This is a genomic window from Mycobacterium mantenii, from assembly GCF_001667865.1.
GTDB classification, from domain to species: domain Bacteria; phylum Actinomycetota; class Actinomycetes; order Mycobacteriales; family Mycobacteriaceae; genus Mycobacterium; species Mycobacterium mantenii_A.
Genome location: NZ_LZJP01000093.1, coordinates 34,643 through 50,751, shown reverse-complemented (window position 1 = coordinate 50,751; position 16,109 = coordinate 34,643). Strand labels below are relative to the sequence as shown.

Below are 16,109 nucleotides of genomic sequence, written 5' to 3'. Positions count from 1 at the left end.
CGATTATTCGGGCGCCGCCGGCCGGGCGACGATGACCGGTACCCGCACCGAGTGCAGAACCGTGTTACTGACCGAGCCCAACAGCATGCTGGCCAGCCCACCCCGCCCGTGACTGCCGACCACCACCAGCTGTGCGCCTTCCGCCTTGTCGATGAGGTGCCGCGCCGCCCGGTCGCGGGCGACCAGTCGATGAACGGCGACGTCGGGATAGCGTTCTTGCCAACCCGCCAGGCTCTCGGCGAGGCTACGTTGCGCCTCGCCTTCCACCGCCGGCCATTCGGCTTCGAAGATTTCTGTCACCGCGGTGTCGCTCCAAGCGTGGATGGCGACCAGATCGACGCCGCGCCGCGACGCCTCGTCGAACGCGATCTCGGTGGCGAGTTCGGACGCCGGTGAACCGTCGGTGCCCAACAGGACATAACCGTTCCGCGGATCCGGCAGCTCTTCGTCCCGGAGCACCGCGACCGGGCAATTCGCGTGCCGCACCACGGTCGAGCTCACCGAGCCCAGCACACCACGCGCCAGCAACCCGTGGCCGGAGCTGCCCACGACGATCATCTCCGCCGTATCGGACATCTTCAGCAAGGCCGGCACCGGAGCCGAATACACCAACTCCCGCCCGATGGGCACCTTGCGGTCCGCGGGCATCGCCTCGTCCGCGATTTTCATCGCGTGCATGATCGCCTTTTTGCCTTCGTCTTCCAGACTCGTGACCAGAGACTCGGGGTATGGCACCGGTGGGTACGTCGCGGTGGGTGTCGACACCGCGTGCAGGACGGTCAGCGGGACGTTCCTCATCGACGCTTCCCGGGCCGCCCAGGACGCGGCGACATTGGACGCTGGCGAGCCGTCAACAGCGACGACGATGCCGAGTTGTTTGTCGGGTGCCGACATTTCGTTCTCCCTCCGTCGTGGACGACGCTATCCGACGGGGGTTTATCGATCGTGAGGCTTTAGTCCTCAACCGTCGGGACGGAGGACTCCGGGCACATAACCCGCTGGTGGCGACCCGCTGCGCCCGGCTTCGCCGCGCTTGCGATCGCCACTAACCCGCTGGTGGCGACCCGCTGCGCCCGGCTTCGCCGCGCTTGCGATCGCCACTAACCAGCTGGTCAGGGGGAGGTCAGCCCCTGTTAAGGCACGGCCGCGGCTAAGTCTGGCGCCGCTGCAATCGCGCAATGATCCAGAACGGCAACGCCACGAACACCGTGCCACCGATGAGATTGCCCACGGTGGTGATGCCGATGTTGGTGAGCAAGCCGTGTTCGCCGAACCCCCAGCTGATCACGCCCCGCGGTGCGGCCGGGTGGAAGAGGTTGAGCAACAAGGGAAGACCGAGAAATCCGACGTTGGCGATCACGTGCTGGGTGCCGCCGATCACAAAAGCGAACGGGCCGTAGAACGCGAATGTCATCCGGGCGACGTCGCTACGCGCCTTGAAGAACATGCACATCGACGTCTGCAGGAACCACGTGCATACCACCGCGAGCAGCAGAGCCGTCCAGAACGGCTGCCCGGCCTTCAGCGTGCCGACGATCGCCGCCCGCTCGGCAAACGCACCCAGATAAGGGCCGCCGGCCGCGGCGCACACCGAAACGAACACCAGAGCGCCGACGATGTTGCCGATCAGTCCGACGGTGACCAACACGACGTAGCCGCCCACGGTCAGCGTGCGGTTGAGCACGGCGAGGAAACCCGCGGCCATGTCCGCGGTGATCAGTGACATGCCCGACACCAGGATGAGGACGAAGGACATGCCGAACGCCAGGCCCATCAGCAGGCTCGCCACGCCCGGTGTCTTGACGCCGGTGCTCACCACCAGGGCCAGCAGCGCCCCGAACGCCACCATGACACCGCCGACCAGGGAGCGCATCAGGAATGCCAAGGGGTGCGCGGCCTTTTCGACCGCCATGGCCGCCACCCGTTCGACCATGGCGCCGACCGGCAGCGGCTCGAACGGATCCTCGGACACGCCGCTCGCCCTGACGTCGGAAGGGAAAGCGGTCACGTTGTCCGCAATCACAACGTCGCTCTGACGCTGCGGCGCTTCAGCGTTGATCGTCATCAGTGTTCGCCTCTCCTCAAACTGTGGATCGTATTGATGACACCGGCAATGTGCTCCTCGCTGAGCCGCTCTCCGTCGAAGACGTGACTGAGCAGAATTTTGAGGTCGAGCATCTGTTGCAGGTAGACCAGGCAGGGTGGGCATTCGTCGAGGTGCTTGGCCACGATCGGCCCCCACTGCTGGGGGTCGGAGTCGACGAGATCGTCGACCAGGCGGACGAAGTCGACGCAGTCGATGGCGGGGACTGCGTTGTCATGAACGGTCATCGCTGATACCGCTTTTCCAGTTCGGTTCGAAGGTTTCCCCGGGCGCGGTAGAGCAGTGCCCGCTGCGCCTCGGCGGACAGGTCGAGAAGCGCGGCCGCCTCGTCGGCCGAGGTTCCGACGATGTCACGCAGGATGACCAGTTGCCGCTGTCGTTCGGGCAGCCCCTCCAGCGCCGCCCGCACATAGCCGAGGAGTTCGGTTTCGACGGTGTGATCTTCGGGCAGAAAGCGATGCGACGGCGGGACGCTCCAATGTCCGGCATCGGGGTGACCGGCGGGATGCATGCGACCCGACAGCGGATCGTCGGCTTCGCCGTCGGCGGCCAGCACCTCATGATGGCGGATCCGCGATTCCCGTTGCCGGTGCCGGGACGCGGTGTGTCTGACAATGCCGAACAGCCAGGTGCTGACCGACGAACGCCCCTGGAACGAATCCGCCGACTGCAGCACCTGCACCCATGCCTCCTGCACCGCTTCCTCGGCGACGGTGGGCGAATCCACCATGGTGCGAGCGAAATTCACCATCGGACGGTGAAAGTCGCGCACCAAGCTGGCCAGCGGAACCCCGCCGACCCGGCGTTCGGATTCGGTGCCCTCCGGTGGCACCGCCACCGGAGTCACCATCGACCCGCGCTCAGACGCATCTGGCCAGTTCCCAGCGCAGCTGTCCTTCGGACGGCGACTGGACGGGGATAAACGCCGCCTCGCGGTAGCGCCTGCTTGCCGGCGTTCTGCTCGCATATCCTTTTCCGCCGGCGGTCCGGATCTCCAAGTCGGCACTGGCGCTGGATAATTCGGCTGCGGCCAGTCGCAGCGACAGCAGTTCCTTCTTGGTGGGCGGCTCGGTTCCGCCCACGGCCGCGGCCAGAGTCGCCAGCGTGGCCTCGGCTTCGATCAGGCTCTGCGTGACGCGGTCGAGATCGGCGCCGAATACCTCGTTGACGCCGCCGATCCCCAACCGGGCCTGCGCCACGGCCGTCCGGGTCAGGCCCAGGCACATTGCCGACTGCAGGACAAGGAAAGTCGGGCGGGCCGCCTGCAGGAACCCCTCGAAGTCGCGCGACAACACCTGTCCGACGGAGACGTGAGCGCCGTCCAGATTCAGGTAGGACGAGGCGGTGCTGCCCATGGCCAGCAGATCGAAGTGATCGCCGAGAACCACCCCGGGCGTGCCCAGGGGCAGCGCGACGATCAGTTTCTCGCCGGCATCGGTCCGCACGGCGGTCACCATTGTCGAGTCGGGGTGCAAGTTACTGGCCCATCTGATCGGGCCGGACACCCGGTACCCGTCGACCACCGGTGTAGCGGTCAGCTCCAAGCTGCCACAGCCCGCCGCCTCCTTGAACGCCGCGGCCATGCCGGTCACCCCCAGCACGCTTCCCGTGAGCAGCGGTTCAGCCGCAGCCAGACTGAATTCCGTTGCGGCCCTGAGCAAATACTCGACCGTCATGCGATGCGCCCACAACGAGAACCCGGTGCTCATGCACGCCCCGGAGATCGACCGGATCACCTCGGCCATCACCGGAAGTCCGCCGTCGAGATTGCCCGGAGCGCCGATCCCGAGCAGACCGGCCGCTCCCAGCGCGGCGAAACTGCGCCGGGAGTGGTCCTCGCCGCGGTCCAGCGCCGCGGCGTGGGCCCGAATGTCTTCCAACAGTTCGACATCCAACCGGCTGGCGGCAGGATCCATGGTCGCCGTCATTTCGCTGCCTCCTGAGCGTGCGGGGCGGAGTGCTTCCACGCGTAGTCGAGGAACTTCCCGTCGAATGTGACGACCACCCTGTCGCCCTCCGGATGCGGGCGACGTTGCACGCTCAGTTGGAAATTGATGGCACTCATGATGCCGTCACCGAATTCCTCGTGGATGAGTTCTTTGATCGCCGGACCGTAGACGGCCAGCGCTTCGTGGAACCGGTAGATCGTCGGATCTTTCGCTATCGTCCCATCGGATCCCCGATACGGCATCATTTGCAGAACCGCGACCGCCCCATCGTCGAGGCCGAGAAGCGAGACCACCGTCGCGGCGTCGCCGGCCGAGAGCGGATGCTGCCCGAGTAGCGCGGCGACGGTCCATACCGGGTCCTTGCCGATCGATTCCGCGATCTTTGCCCAACTCAGTCCTTGCCGAACCCGTGCCAGCCTGATGGCGTCGCCGAGCTCGCTCTTGGTGAATGTCTTTGCTAGCGACAGGCTTTGCGTCATGATGCTGATTCGCTGATCAGGGTCGAGCCGACCGTTACCGGGTTGCGAAACGTGTTCACCACCGGTGACCAGGCGATGGCGTTGTCGTGGATCTCTTTCAGCGTCGCTTCGTCCGCGTCGCCGGCCAGGCTCACCGTGCAGCGGACCGCGCTGAAGCCGAGCTGCTTGCCGGGCGGGGTGTCCCCCACGCCCCACACCGCGGAGATGTCGATGTCGCCTTCCATCTCGACTTCGATCTTGGTCAGAGTCACGCCACGATGGGTCGCGTTGGCCAACAGTCCCACCGATACGCACGACCCCAGCGCGGCCAGCGCGGTCTCCGAGGGATTGGGTGCCGAGTCGTCGCCCAGCAGCGCGGGCGGCTCCCCCACCAGCATCGGCGCCAGGTCCCGGACATAGGTCATGTTGCGGAACCCGGTCTCGCACACCGTCTTGGCTTTGAGTGTCTTCTTGCCGGTCTCGGGGCTGGCCTTGGCGGTACAGGACAGCCGGTCAAGGCCTTCGGCGTCGATGACGAGTGCGTCGGTCATGTGAACTCCGTTTCTCGCTGATTGTGCGGCTTCACGGAGTTAGTGCGCGGCGGGCGCCGATGCGTGACGGCGGGCGCGATGGATTTACCGTCCCGACACGAAACATCACGCGTCCGAAACACAGCGCCACCGACCGGCCGCAGCCTATCGACGAAATTTGCTCAGCCGAACAGGCTTTGCGCGATGTAGTGGCCTTCGGCCGGCGCCGGCGGCACCGCGAAGATTGCTGACCCGATGTGGCGAATGTATTCGTTGAGCAGGTCGTGGGCACCCAGTCGGTTCTGCAGGCGGATAAAATCTTGGGGATCTTTTTGATACGAGACGAACAGCAGACCGGCGTTGAGTTGGCCGTTGGCGTCGAGACCGTCAGTGTAGTTGTAGGACCGCCGGCGGATCATGATGCCGTCGTTGTTTTCCCGGGCGGCAAGGCCGACGTGAGACATCGGATCGATGAGCGGGTTCCCGTCGGCGTTTTTGGCGGCGAAATCCGGTGTATCGAATTCGTGCTTGCCGCTCAGCGGCGCACCTTCCTCTTTGGTGCGCCCGAAGATCCGCTGCTGATTACCGATCCGGTCGACATCCCACGTCTCCATCAGCATCCGGATCTTGCGGACGACTTGATACGTCCCCCCGTTCATCCACGGCTGGTCACTGTTGTCGACCCAGACGAATTTGGCGTACTCGGCATCGGTGGCGATGTTACGGGTACCGTCCTTGAACCCCAACAGGTTTCGCGGCGTGTGCTGGCCGGGGCCGGCGGAGGCTCGCCCGAAACCCAACACCGCCCAGAACGGTGACACGATGTTGCGGCCGAGACGGGCCAGGTTGCGCACCGCGTGGTAGCAGACCTGGGGGTCGTCGGCGCACGCCTGCACGGACAGGTCCCCGCCATGCAGGCGGGGATCAAGGTTGTCTCCGTTCAGTGGCGGCAGGTCGGTGAACACGGCGGGCCGCTTGGCGGCCAGTCCGAACCGATCGCCGAACAGCGACGGGCCCAATCCGACGGTGACGGTGAGGCTGGCGGGGCTCAGTCCGTAGGCCTCTCCGGTGTCGGCGGGAGGCTGCACCTCGACCTGGGGCTGTACGGTCCCTACCGGCTTGCCCTGCTGCAGGATCGCTGTGGCGGCCGACCAGCGCGCCAACAGCGTCTGCAGCTCTCTGCGGCCAGTGCCGCCGACCACCGAGAACGACATGAACATGGCGTAACGCTGTGGGGGCGTGTCGATTCCGCCTTGGTGGGGCTGGCCGTAGAAGGGGTAGCTGCGGCGCAGATCGACGGTGTCATCGTCGTCGCCGCGCTGTCCCGCCGCCATCGCGTGGCCGGCGAAGCCGCCACCGACGGCGCCGATCGCGGCACCGCCCAGCCCGGCCAGCACGGCGCCGCCCAGCGCGCGCCGGCGCGACACTGTGCTGGATTCTGCCGGCGTACCGGCGTTGTCCGGGTCTCCGCCGGAGGGTTCGGTGATGTCGTCGGTCACGATCAGCCGGCCGTGACGACTTTTTGGGCGACGGTGGACAGGCTCTGGTGCAGTGGCTGGATGACCGCGGTCAGCTTCGGTGCGTCGCTGGCCTTCAGCGCCGGGGTGTAGGTCTTGTAGCCGCCGAGCGCGGCCGCGTCGCGATACCCATCCAGCGTGGCGAGCACGCTTTGGAACTGCTGATCGATCTGGCGGACGAGATTGCCGTCGATCTTTTCCAGGCCCGGCCTCAGCGAGGCGTACGCCTGTTGGGCGCCTTCGACGTTGCCCGAAAAGTCCACCAGGTCAATGTGACTGAAGGCCTCTTCCTCACCGGTGATCTTGGTGTTCTGGATCTCTTCGATCAGGTCGCTGGCGCCGTTGGCCAGGTCCTCGGGCTTGTACTGCAGGGTGGCGACGATGCCGTTCAATTTGCCGACGTTGCCGACTAATTCGGTGCTGAGTGCTTTTGTTCCGGGGGTGATCGCGGCGCCCTGCCACAGATCTCGCTCGATGGCGTGAAAGCCCTTCCAGCCGACCTTCGCGTCGACCGGTGTCGACTCGCGCATGTCGATCAGATAGTCCAAGCTGCCGGCGTTGTCGCCCACCGCGAAGCCCGGCAGGACGAAGCCCTCCACGGTGGACTCCGAACGCTCCCAGAACAACCGGGCTTTGGCGTAGGCAGCCTTCGCGGCATCGACATTGCCCGCCTGCACGGCAGCATCGAGTGCCTTGACGCCATCGTTGAGCTGACCGATCTGGTTGACGATGTAGGCCGCGTAGTCCTTGGTGCCCTGGCGCAGGATGCTGGCCACCGTGCCCGTCGGCGTCGCCTGCGTCTGGCCCGTCACCGTCAGGCTCTGGTATTCGGTGCTCGCACCCGGACAGTAGAGCTGGTAGGCACCCCCGTCCAGCGAAACCGTGAACGACACCGGGTCCAGGCCGGGCGCGAGGTTTTCCTTCTCGCCGACGATCCGCTGGTCCCTGAGTAATTCGACTTCACTGATGCCCGGCGCATTGGTATTTGCGACCGTGAAGGTCACCGGCCCGGCGGGCACGCTGGTGGTGTCCAGTGCGCAGCCGTCCCTGCCCCCGTCGTTGGCCAAGGTGACCTTGACCGCATTGGTGCCTCCCGGTTTCGGCGGTTGGGCATGGCTCGAGTTATCGGTCGAGTGGCCGCATGCGGTCATGGCCAATGCCGCGGCCGCGGCCAAAGCCGTTGCGGCGGGCCAGCTCGTGGAAGACCGGCGCCGTGCCCGGGCGATGCGACTCACCATCAGATCGATTTCCTCTCGTCTTGCCTGCGGTCCGCGCGCACCGCGGCTATCGCCGACAGCGCGCAAGCCAACGCAAAACCCGCTATCACCAATGGAAGCCAGACGTTCCAGAGCTGCCGCTCGCCGCGATCGCGGTCGCTCGAAACGAGCTCGGCGGCAGTCGAATGGTCCTCGGCTCTGGACGTGGACCAGTCCGTCGTCAGCCCGCCGAGGCTGACGGTCTTGGCACCGGTCAGCCCACCGCCGGTCAGAATCGCCGTGCGGTTGCTCGTCGCTTGCGCACTCACCACGGAATCGCCTTGCGCGAGCACGGTATACACGGTGATCGTCGACCATTGACCCTGAAACGGCCCCGGAGTGCGGCCGACCGCAAGACCGACCGGCAGCCGGCCCCCCGTCATGCTCCGCAACTGATCCAGCGTGACTGCCGGCGCACCATCGGCCCCGGCGGGCTCGGAAGCCTGCCAAACCTGCACCGGCAGACCGTCCACGGTTTGGTCGTCTCCCGGGACCAGCACGATGTTGTGGGCGGGCGAGGTGCCCTGGGGGACGACGGTCAGTTCGCGTCCGTGCGGCCCGGTCGCCATCGACACCGCGGCGGTGTGGCCGGAGCGGTCGGTGACGGTGCGCACCCGCACCCCCGGCGACGAGCTGGCGGCGGGCGTCACGATCGCCAGGGCCGCCGCGACGATGACCAGCACCGCCGACGTCGCCGCCAGCAGCCGGCTGCGGGCCCGCGGCTTGGCGGCGATCCGTGCGGGCCAGAGAAACACGACGAGTACCGGCACGGCGTATAGCAACCAGCCCAGCACCTCGATGAGGCGCGGGTCGGCGGGGATGCCGAACACCCCGGTCGTGGCCGCACCCAGCACCGAGTTGCTGGGTATCCAGCGGGACAGGTCGAGCACCTGCCGCTGGCCGATGCTGACCCAACCCGCCTCGTGCGCGGTGCGCAGCGCACCCAGCACCAGCCCGGCGGCGATCAGCACCAGAAACACCCCGGTGACCCGGAAGAACCGGCCGAGGTTGATCCGCAGGCCGCCGTAGTACAGGCCCACGCCCAGCCCGACCGACGTCGCGATGCCCACCGCGCCACCCAGCACGGCGAACCACCGGTTCCCGTGCGACGTCTGCGCGGCCGCCAGCAGGAAGACCGACGTCTCGAAGCCCTCCTTGAGGACGGCAAGGAACGCCATCACGGCCAGGGCGAACGCGCTGCCCCGGTTGACCGCCCGACGGGCTTCGCGCTCGAGCTCCCCTTTGAGCTGGGCGGCGTTGCCGTTCATCCAGATGATCATCGACGTCACGAACACCACCGCGATGGCGTTGATGACCGTCTCCATCATCTCCTGCTGGGCCTGCGGCAGGCTCGCGGCGAACAGGTCCAGGCCGACACCGACGCCGACGCTGAGCAGCACGGCCAGCGCGACTCCGGCGAACATCGGGCGTACGGTCTGGCCGTTTCGCTTGAGGAAGGCACCGACGATGCTCACGATGAGCGACGCCTCGAGGCCTTCACGCAGACCGATGAGGAACGTGCCAATGAATACGCCGAATACGCCCTGCATATGCCCTATTTCTGTCCCGCCGGTCGGAACGTTCGGCTTAGCGTAGCCTAACTAACCGGGGGGCATTCGCCCTGGTGCGGCGGCTGTCGTGTCAGGGCACCGGCGCGGTCACGAAATCGATGAGTTCCTCCACCCGACTGATCAGCGCCGGCTCCAGATCGTTCCAGTCGCGCACCCGCGAACGGATATGCCGCCAGGCCCTGGCGATATCCGCCTGATCGCCGTGGGGCAGACCGAGCGCCTGGCATACGCCGTGTTTCCACTCCACCTGCCGCGGCACCTTCGGCCAGGCGTCCAGGCCCAGCCGCTGCGGCTTCACGGCCTGCCAGATGTCGACGTACGGATGACCGACGACCAGGGTGTCGGCGCCGCCCGGACCCCGCCGCACCGCGTCGGCGATCCGCGCCTCCTTGGAACCCGCCACGAGGTGATCGACAAGCACGCCGAGCCGCCGCCGGGGACCCGGCGCGAATTCGGCGACGATGTCCACCAGGTCGTCGACACCACCGAGGTGCTCGACGACGACACCTTCGATTCGCAAGTCCTCACCCCACACCTGCGCGATGAGTTCGGCGTCGTGGCGACCCTCGACGTAGATCCGGCTCGCGCGGGCGACGCGGGCGCGAACACCCGACACGGCGACCGAACCGGATGCGGTCCGGCCCGCCGCGGTCGGCGCGGGCCGGCGCGGCGCGGTGAGGATGACGGGCCGCCCCTCGAGCAGATACCCAGGGCCCAAGGGGAATCCACGCACATGACCGCGTCGATCTTCCAGGTCCACTCGTCCGTATTCGACGCGCACCACCGCGCCGACATATCCGGTCTCCACGTCCTCGACGACCAGGCCCAGTTCGGCGGGGTGTTCGGTCGAGCGGGGCTTGCGCCGCCCCGCGGCGAGAACATCGGTTCCATAGCGATCCACCACGCGGCAATAGTAGAAAGCCTTGCGTCCAAACACCGTTACGGCGCGCCACGTTCGGCGAATCGTCATCGAAGTCACTCTCGGTGGGGCAGCGCGATCCAGTAGGAAAATACGCGTTTAACTGTGTGGCGTTACCTGGCTGATGACGTCGCCGATGGTACGTTGCTAGGCATGGCAAGCACTGCCGCTCACGCGCACGTTGCGGCGGTTAGCGAGGTGGACGTATGGACCTGTCGCATTGGGTGACAAGCATTGTGGCTTTTGTGCGGGCCGGCTACCCCTCCGGCATGCCCGTCACCGGGTATGTGCCGCTGGTGGCATTGACACGCCGACGGCTGTGCGACGACGACATCACCGCCATCGCAACGGATCTCATCGCGCGCCGGCTCCGGCCGATCAGCCCGGTTGATATCGGCGTGGAAATCACCCGGATCACCAACCAGCTGCCCTCCCCCGACGACGTCTCGCGTGTCCACCGACGCGTTCATGCGCTCCGCTGCTCACGCGGATAAGCATCGCCGACCGATTCACCGCCGTCATGGTGCTTCATGCATCCGGGGCGCCGCAGGTCGCGAGATAGTCGACGTAAAGCATGATCAACAGATTCGGCGGCCGTCCACACCGAAGAAGTGCAGGTGCCCGGGTTCCGGGTGCAGCCGCACCCTGCTGCCCTTTTGCGGTGGGTGGCGCCCGTCGGCCCGCGCGACGATGGGAGCATCGATCACCTTGCCGGGGCCGGTAATTCGCCCATACAGGTAGGCGTCCGCCCCCAGCTCCTCGACCACGTCGACCTCCATCTCCACCCCGAAGTCGCCCAGCTCGAAATGTTCGGGGCGGACCCCGACCACGACCTCACCCGCGCTGCCGGCGATCTCCCGCGGCAGGATGATACGCCAGTCACCCAGCGACACAGCGCAATCCGCAATGGGCAGAGTGAAAAGGTTCATCGCCGGCGATCCGATGAAACCCGCCACGAAAACGTTGTCGGGGTTTCGGTAGAGCTCACGAGGCGGTGCGAATTGCTGGAGCACGCCGTCGCGCAGGACCGCGACGCGGTCACCCATGGTCATGGCCTCGACCTGGTCGTGGGTGACGTACACGGTCGTGGTGCCCAGCCGCCGTTGCAACGCGGCGATCTGGTTACGGGTCTGTACCCGCAGTTTGGCGTCGAGGTTGGACAGCGGTTCGTCCATCAGGAACACCTGCGGGCGGCGCACGATCGCGCGGCCCATCGCCACGCGCTGGCGCTGACCGCCGGAGAGGTCTTTGGGTTTGCGATCGAGATAGGCTTGCAGGTCAAGCAGTTTCGCCGCGTCCAGCACCCGCTCGCGGATCTGAGCCTTCGGCGTCTTGGCGATCTTCATGGCAAAGCCCATATTCTGGGCCACCGTCATGTGCGGGTAGAGCGCATAGTTCTGAAACACCATCGCGACGTCGCGGTCTTTGGGATCGGCGTGGGTGACGTCTCGGTCGCCGATCCGGATATGTCCGGAGTCCACGGCTTCCAGCCCGGCCACCATCCGCAGCGACGTGGTCTTGCCGCAACCGGACGGCCCGACCAGGACGACGAACTCGCCGTCGCCGACATCGAGGTCCAGATTGTCCACGGCCGGGCGGTCCGCTCCCTGATAGCGCCGCGTGGCTTGCTCGAACGACACCGAGGCCACGACTACCCGCCCATCCCGGTGACGGCGATACCGCGGACGAACGAGCGTTGCGCGATCGCGTAGATGATGACCAGGGGCAGCATGATCAGCATCGAGGTTGCCATCAGCACCGGCCAGCGGGCAACGTATTCGCCCTTCATCCGGACCAGGCCCAGGGTCAGCGTGGCCAGGCTGTTGCGCTGAATCATCAGCAGCGGCCACAGGAAATCGTTCCAGACGTTGACCCAGGTGAGCACGGCGAGCACCATCACCGCCGGTCTGGCATGCGGCAGCAGGATTCGCCAATACACCTGCCACGGTGAGCAACCGTCGAGTATCGCCGCCTCCTCCAGATCGGTGGGCAGGGTGCGGAAGAACTGCCGCATCAGGTATGTGCCGAATGCGCTGCCGAAAAAGCCCGGCACGATCATCGCCCATGGTGTGTCCACCCAGCCCAGGGTCCGCATCACCAGGAACTGCGGGATCACCGTCACCGTCAGCGGCACCATCAAGGTGCCGAGATAGACGACGAACAGTGTGTCGCGGCCACGGAAATCCAGCCGCGCAAAGGCATATCCGGCCAGCGAGCAAAAGAAGACATGCCCCGCGGTGACGCATCCCGCGTAGAGCACGGTGTTGAAAAACATTCGGCCGAACGGCATCAGCGCGAACACCTCGGTGTAGTTGGACCACCGCGGGTGGGCGGGCAGCAGCGTGGGCTCGCTCACCTCGCCTTCCGTTTTCAGCGATCCGGACACCGCCCACGCGATGGGGAACAGCGCGCACCAGGCGACGCCCAGGAGCGCGCCATAGACGATGCCGCCGCGCAAGACGGTGTGCTTGAAGACACCCCTACTTGAGGCCACGCGAATTCTCCAAAGATCGTCGATGGCTGACCCGCAACTGCACCACGGTCAGCACCAGCAACACGGCGAACATCACCCACGCCAGTGCGGAGGCATAGCCGAATTCGAGGAACGAGAACGCATGCTGGAACAGCATGATGCCCAGGACGTAGGTCGCCGATTCCGGCCCGCCGCTGGGGCCGTTGAGGACATAGACCATGTCGAACGCCTGGAAGGCGTGGATGACCGAGATGATGACCACGAACGATATCGACCCCCGGATCAACGGAACGGTGATGGAGACGAATTGCCTTATCTCGCTGGCGCCGTCGATCTTGGCCGCCTCGTAGACCGTTCCCGGAACACCTTGCATCGCGGCCAGCAGCACGACGGTGGCGAAGGGCACGCTGCGCCAGACGCTGACGATGCACAGTGAGGCCATGGCCCAATGGGGATCGACCAGCCACGGGACCGGTCCCAGCCCAACCCAGCCGAGCATGATGTTGAGCAGGCCGTTGTCGGTGTTGAAAACGAACTGCCAGACCACCGCCATCACGACCGATGAGATCGCCAATGGCAGAAAGACGATGGTGCGGAAGATCCCGATGCCCCTGACCTTTTGATTCAGCACACCGGCGACGGCCAGGCTGATCAAGACCGTCGGCACGACCGTCCCGAGGGTGAAGATCACGGTGTTGCGGATCGCGATCAGGAAAAGCGGGTCGGCGGTGAACAGGTCTCCGAAGTTGTTCAGGCCCACGAATTTTGGCGGTGTGAACACATCCCAACGCTGAAAGCTCATGTAGAGCGAGAAGCCCAGGGGAAAGAGCATGAACAGGGCGACCGCCGCCATGTTGGGTGCGACGAACAACCGGCCCGCCCATGCGTGCCGGCGCCACGGGCTCGGGTTCTCCGGGGATTTCGCTGTCGCCCTCCCCGCGGTGGCGGTCATGTCGGTTGCATCCATGGAGGTCATGGGCTGCGCAGCACTTCGTCGACCGAGCGGGACAATCCGCTCAATGACGTCGCCGGCTGGCGGCCCCGCAGCACGGGACCAAAGTTGCGGTCCATCAACGCGTTGACCTTCTCCCAGGCCGGCGTGATGGGCAAGCCCTGTGAATTCCCCGGCCCCTCGGTGAGCACACCGAGATTGCCGAGCCGCCGGTGAGCCTTGGCGAATCCGTCCGAACTCAGCGCCGACCGCAGCACCGGTACGAACAGACAGGATTCACCGATCAACGCTTGCCCGATGGGCCCGGTCGCGAATTTGACGAACTCCCAAGCCTGCTCCTTGCGCGGGCTGCTCGCCGAGATGGCCAGCCCGGTGGCGCCGATATCGGAACACGCGGCGTGTTCCTTTCCCAGCGCCGGGCCGACCGGCAGCGGAGCGACATCGAAATCCAGGTCCTGGGCGCGGATGTAGGTCTGGTAGCGCCAGTGCCCACCGAGCGCGATCGCGGCCCGTCCCACCGCGAACAGGTTAGGCGTGGACATGGACTGCGTCTCCGAAGCGTTGGGCGCAACCCGGTATTTGTTCGACAGATCGGCGTAGAACTGCACGGCTTCCTGGAACGCCGCCTTGTCGAAGTTGAAGTGGGTCGGATTCAGTCGCGGATCGGACCAGGCAACGCCGTTGTTCATCGCGAACAAACCGGCCGAATAGTAGGAGCCCCAGGTGTTGACGAACCCGTACTGCGCGGCCCGGCCCGAGGCGTCACGCTTGGTCAGAGCGCGCGCCGCGTCCAGGAATTCGGCGAAGTCCCAGGGCTGCTCCCACGTTTTGGGCGGCGCCGGCACCCCGGCTTCGGCGAAGAGCCGCTTGTTGTAGAACAGGTAGTTGCCCGACCACTGCTCGGGGAGCGCGTACTGCTTTTCGTTGAATGTGAAGGTTTCGTACAGCGCCGGGATGCTGTCCGCCTTGAGCTGGTCGGCGAACGCCTTGTCGCGCGCCAATAGCGTGTTCATGTCCAGCAACACACCGCGCTCGGCGAGTTCGGCGTAGGACAGTTCCCACGCCATCAGCACGTCGGGGCATCTGCCGCCGACGCAAAACGTCGAAAGCTGTTGCATGACGCCCGGACCGGACTGCACCGGCCGGACTTTGATATCGGGATGGCGGCGCGCGAATTCGTCGACGATGCGCATCCTGGCGTCACGCTCGTCCGGATTGGCCGCGAAGAAAAAGGTGAGCGCGTCGTCGTCGGGGGCGCACCCGGCCGGCCACGGCGCCAGCGCCGCCGCGCACAGCGCGCCGGTGCCCCGCAGCAGGCTGCGCCGCCCGAACGGCTTATCGAGCATGGCTCTCCCGGTCTTGCCCCGTGGCCGGCTCCCCGGCCGGCGGTGTCTGACGTCCTTGGTACCCGATGAGGTTGTGATGTTCCTGGGTTGGCCACCGGGGCAGCGTCAGCGCCGCCAGACGGATGCGCTTCGCATCGCCGGTGATGTCGATCGTGTGGATGCGATCGTCGGCGCCGATGCCGATCACCAACAGGATTTGAGCGCGCCCGCGGCCCGCGATCACGATGCCCGGTGCTCCGTCGATGAGCATGACAGCACCGGCGCGCGCCCGCTGTGCGAATCGGCGGGTCTCCTCGGCGACCTCCCTGGCGCCGCGCAACTCGGTCGGCACGTCCGCCGGGACGAGGGCCCGATCGACCGTGCGCACCACCTCGGGAGCCAGCAATCCGAGCAGACCGGCGATATCACCGCCGCGCGAGGCCGTCAGGAACGCCTCCACCACCTCGAGGTGGTGGGCTGTGCGACGGGGCTGGGCGGCCGGGTCGGCGTGCAGTCGCGCACGCGCCCTGCTTGCCAGCTTCTTCGCGGCGTCCGGTGACCGGTTCATCGCCGCGGCGATCTGGTCGAACGGCATGGCGAAGACGTCGTGCAGCACGAACGCGACGCGCTGCGCCGGGGAGAGCCGGTCGAGCACAACGAGCAGGGCGCCGCTCACCGACTCCGTCAGCAGCGCGTCCTCGTCGGCTGGTGCCGACGCCGTCCGGGCCAGCCGGTCCAGTTCGTCGGCCTCGGCGAGCAGTTGTTCGGCGCGGCGCTTGCGCGCCCGAAGCTGGTCGAACGCCTCGCGCGCGGTGATCGTCGTAAACCAGCCGGAGAGGTTGTCGACCGCGGCGAAGTCCGCGCGACTGGCCTTCAGCCACGCCGACTGCACCGCGTCGTCGGCGTCGGCCACCGAGCCCAGCAGCTGAAAGGCGACCGACCTCAGGTGTCGGCGGTCGGCGTCGAAACGCTGGGCGAGGTCCGCCAAATCTTGTGTTGCGCTCATGGGTCACCTTTTCCGCACGGAAGTCGTCAGGAAGATGACCGCGTCCAAC

Annotated in this window: 16 protein-coding genes and 1 pseudogene; 1 reads left to right on the top strand and 16 read right to left on the bottom strand. The window is 66.3% G+C overall.

Going from position 1 to position 16,109, the window contains the following annotated elements:
• Positions 1-3: 3 nt before the first annotated feature.
• The 11 genes from A5688_RS16575 to A5688_RS16525 all read right to left on the bottom strand — a co-directional run bounded on the left by A5688_RS16575 (position 4) and on the right by A5688_RS16525 (position 10,289).
• Entirely contained in the window at positions 4-894 is an 891-nt protein-coding gene (locus A5688_RS16575; RefSeq protein WP_067909604.1) for a universal stress protein, read from the bottom strand.
• A 256-nt stretch (positions 895-1,150) separates the two neighbouring features.
• Positions 1,151-2,065 carry a formate/nitrite transporter family protein gene (locus A5688_RS16570; RefSeq protein WP_067826473.1) on the bottom strand — a complete coding sequence of 305 codons (915 nt, stop codon included), beginning with the start codon at positions 2,063-2,065 and terminating at the stop codon, positions 1,151-1,153.
• Positions 2,065-2,331 carry a hypothetical protein gene (locus A5688_RS16565; protein WP_067909601.1) on the bottom strand — a complete coding sequence of 89 codons (267 nt, stop codon included), beginning with the start codon at positions 2,329-2,331 and terminating at the stop codon, positions 2,065-2,067. Before A5688_RS16565 ends, A5688_RS16570 begins: the two co-directional genes overlap by 1 nt.
• Positions 2,328-2,954, bottom strand: a complete 627-nt coding sequence (locus tag A5688_RS16560) for an RNA polymerase sigma factor (RefSeq protein ID WP_067826477.1) — start codon at positions 2,952-2,954, stop codon at positions 2,328-2,330. Before A5688_RS16560 ends, A5688_RS16565 begins: the two co-directional genes overlap by 4 nt.
• Positions 2,955-2,964: 10 nt before the next feature.
• Positions 2,965-4,032, bottom strand: a complete 1,068-nt coding sequence (locus A5688_RS16555) for an acyl-CoA dehydrogenase family protein (protein ID WP_067909598.1) — start codon at positions 4,030-4,032, stop codon at positions 2,965-2,967.
• Positions 4,029-4,532, bottom strand: a complete 504-nt coding sequence (gene cynS / locus A5688_RS16550; protein ID WP_067826484.1) for a cyanase — start codon at positions 4,530-4,532, stop codon at positions 4,029-4,031. The genes A5688_RS16555 and cynS overlap by 4 nt, the downstream gene beginning before the upstream one ends.
• Positions 4,529-5,062: an OsmC family protein gene (locus A5688_RS16545; RefSeq protein WP_067909595.1), complete on the bottom strand. Its 534-nt coding sequence runs from the start codon at positions 5,060-5,062 to the stop codon at positions 4,529-4,531. The genes cynS and A5688_RS16545 overlap by 4 nt, the downstream gene beginning before the upstream one ends.
• A 161-nt stretch (positions 5,063-5,223) precedes the next feature.
• Positions 5,224-6,540 carry an iron uptake transporter deferrochelatase/peroxidase subunit gene (gene efeB / locus A5688_RS16540; RefSeq protein WP_067909592.1) on the bottom strand — a complete coding sequence of 439 codons (1,317 nt, stop codon included), beginning with the start codon at positions 6,538-6,540 and terminating at the stop codon, positions 5,224-5,226.
• A 2-nt stretch (positions 6,541-6,542) separates the two neighbouring features.
• Positions 6,543-7,709 carry an iron uptake system protein EfeO gene (gene efeO / locus A5688_RS16535; protein ID WP_347503039.1) on the bottom strand — a complete coding sequence of 389 codons (1,167 nt, stop codon included), beginning with the start codon at positions 7,707-7,709 and terminating at the stop codon, positions 6,543-6,545.
• A gap of 86 nt (positions 7,710-7,795) precedes the next feature.
• Positions 7,796-9,364, bottom strand: coding sequence for an iron uptake transporter permease EfeU (gene efeU, locus A5688_RS16530; protein WP_242660239.1), 1,569 nt, complete (start codon positions 9,362-9,364; stop codon positions 7,796-7,798).
• Between the two features lie 91 nt (positions 9,365-9,455).
• Positions 9,456-10,289: a DUF3097 domain-containing protein gene (locus A5688_RS16525; RefSeq protein WP_067909625.1), complete on the bottom strand. Its 834-nt coding sequence runs from the start codon at positions 10,287-10,289 to the stop codon at positions 9,456-9,458.
• 221 nt (positions 10,290-10,510) lie between these two features.
• Between A5688_RS16525 and A5688_RS16520 the strand changes: the two genes are divergently transcribed.
• Positions 10,511-10,798, top strand: a complete 288-nt coding sequence (locus A5688_RS16520; protein ID WP_067826491.1) for a DUF3349 domain-containing protein — start codon at positions 10,511-10,513, stop codon at positions 10,796-10,798.
• Positions 10,799-10,882: 84 nt separating this feature from the next.
• Here the strand turns inward: A5688_RS16520 and A5688_RS16515 are convergent, their stop codons facing one another.
• From A5688_RS16515 to A5688_RS16495, 5 genes and pseudogenes are all read right to left on the bottom strand, one after another.
• Entirely contained in the window at positions 10,883-11,953 is a 1,071-nt protein-coding gene (locus A5688_RS16515) for an ABC transporter ATP-binding protein (protein ID WP_067826494.1), read from the bottom strand.
• Between the two features lie 2 nt (positions 11,954-11,955).
• Positions 11,956-12,798, bottom strand: coding sequence for a carbohydrate ABC transporter permease (locus A5688_RS16510; RefSeq protein ID WP_067826497.1), 843 nt, complete (start codon positions 12,796-12,798; stop codon positions 11,956-11,958).
• Positions 12,785-13,689 (bottom strand): annotated as a pseudogene (locus A5688_RS16505) (carbohydrate ABC transporter permease); the annotation flags it as partial. The pseudogene A5688_RS16505 and the gene A5688_RS16510, both read right to left, overlap by 14 nt.
• Positions 13,690-13,749: 60 nt before the next feature.
• On the bottom strand, positions 13,750-15,075 hold the full coding sequence (locus A5688_RS16500; RefSeq protein ID WP_067909586.1) for an ABC transporter substrate-binding protein: 1,326 nt from the start codon (positions 15,073-15,075) through the stop codon (positions 13,750-13,752).
• Positions 15,065-16,060, bottom strand: coding sequence for a sigma-70 family RNA polymerase sigma factor (locus tag A5688_RS16495; protein WP_067909583.1), 996 nt, complete (start codon positions 16,058-16,060; stop codon positions 15,065-15,067). Before A5688_RS16495 ends, A5688_RS16500 begins: the two co-directional genes overlap by 11 nt.
• Positions 16,061-16,109: the final 49 nt, after the last annotated feature.

What these genes read in the sequence shown, in the direction of transcription:
- A5688_RS16575 (WP_067909604.1), bottom strand. Translation starts at nt 894, where the DNA reads ATGTCGGCACCCGACAAACAACTCGGCATCGTCGTCGCTGTTGACGGC.
- A5688_RS16570 (WP_067826473.1), bottom strand. Translation starts at nt 2,065, where the DNA reads ATGACGATCAACGCTGAAGCGCCGCAGCGTCAGAGCGACGTTGTGATT.
- A5688_RS16565 (WP_067909601.1), bottom strand. Translation starts at nt 2,331, where the DNA reads ATGACCGTTCATGACAACGCAGTCCCCGCCATCGACTGCGTCGACTTC.
- A5688_RS16560 (WP_067826477.1), bottom strand. Translation starts at nt 2,954, where the DNA reads ATGGTGACTCCGGTGGCGGTGCCACCGGAGGGCACCGAATCCGAACGC.
- A5688_RS16555 (WP_067909598.1), bottom strand. Translation starts at nt 4,032, where the DNA reads ATGACGGCGACCATGGATCCTGCCGCCAGCCGGTTGGATGTCGAACTG.
- cynS (WP_067826484.1), bottom strand. Translation starts at nt 4,532, where the DNA reads ATGACGCAAAGCCTGTCGCTAGCAAAGACATTCACCAAGAGCGAGCTC.
- A5688_RS16545 (WP_067909595.1), bottom strand. Translation starts at nt 5,062, where the DNA reads ATGACCGACGCACTCGTCATCGACGCCGAAGGCCTTGACCGGCTGTCC.
- efeO (WP_347503039.1), bottom strand. Translation starts at nt 7,709, where the DNA reads ATGACCGCATGCGGCCACTCGACCGATAACTCGAGCCATGCCCAACCG.
- efeU (WP_242660239.1), bottom strand. Translation starts at nt 9,364, where the DNA reads ATGCAGGGCGTATTCGGCGTATTCATTGGCACGTTCCTCATCGGTCTG.
- A5688_RS16520 (WP_067826491.1), top strand. Translation starts at nt 10,511, where the DNA reads ATGGACCTGTCGCATTGGGTGACAAGCATTGTGGCTTTTGTGCGGGCC.
- A5688_RS16500 (WP_067909586.1), bottom strand. Translation starts at nt 15,075, where the DNA reads ATGCTCGATAAGCCGTTCGGGCGGCGCAGCCTGCTGCGGGGCACCGGC.
- A5688_RS16495 (WP_067909583.1), bottom strand. Translation starts at nt 16,060, where the DNA reads ATGAGCGCAACACAAGATTTGGCGGACCTCGCCCAGCGTTTCGACGCC.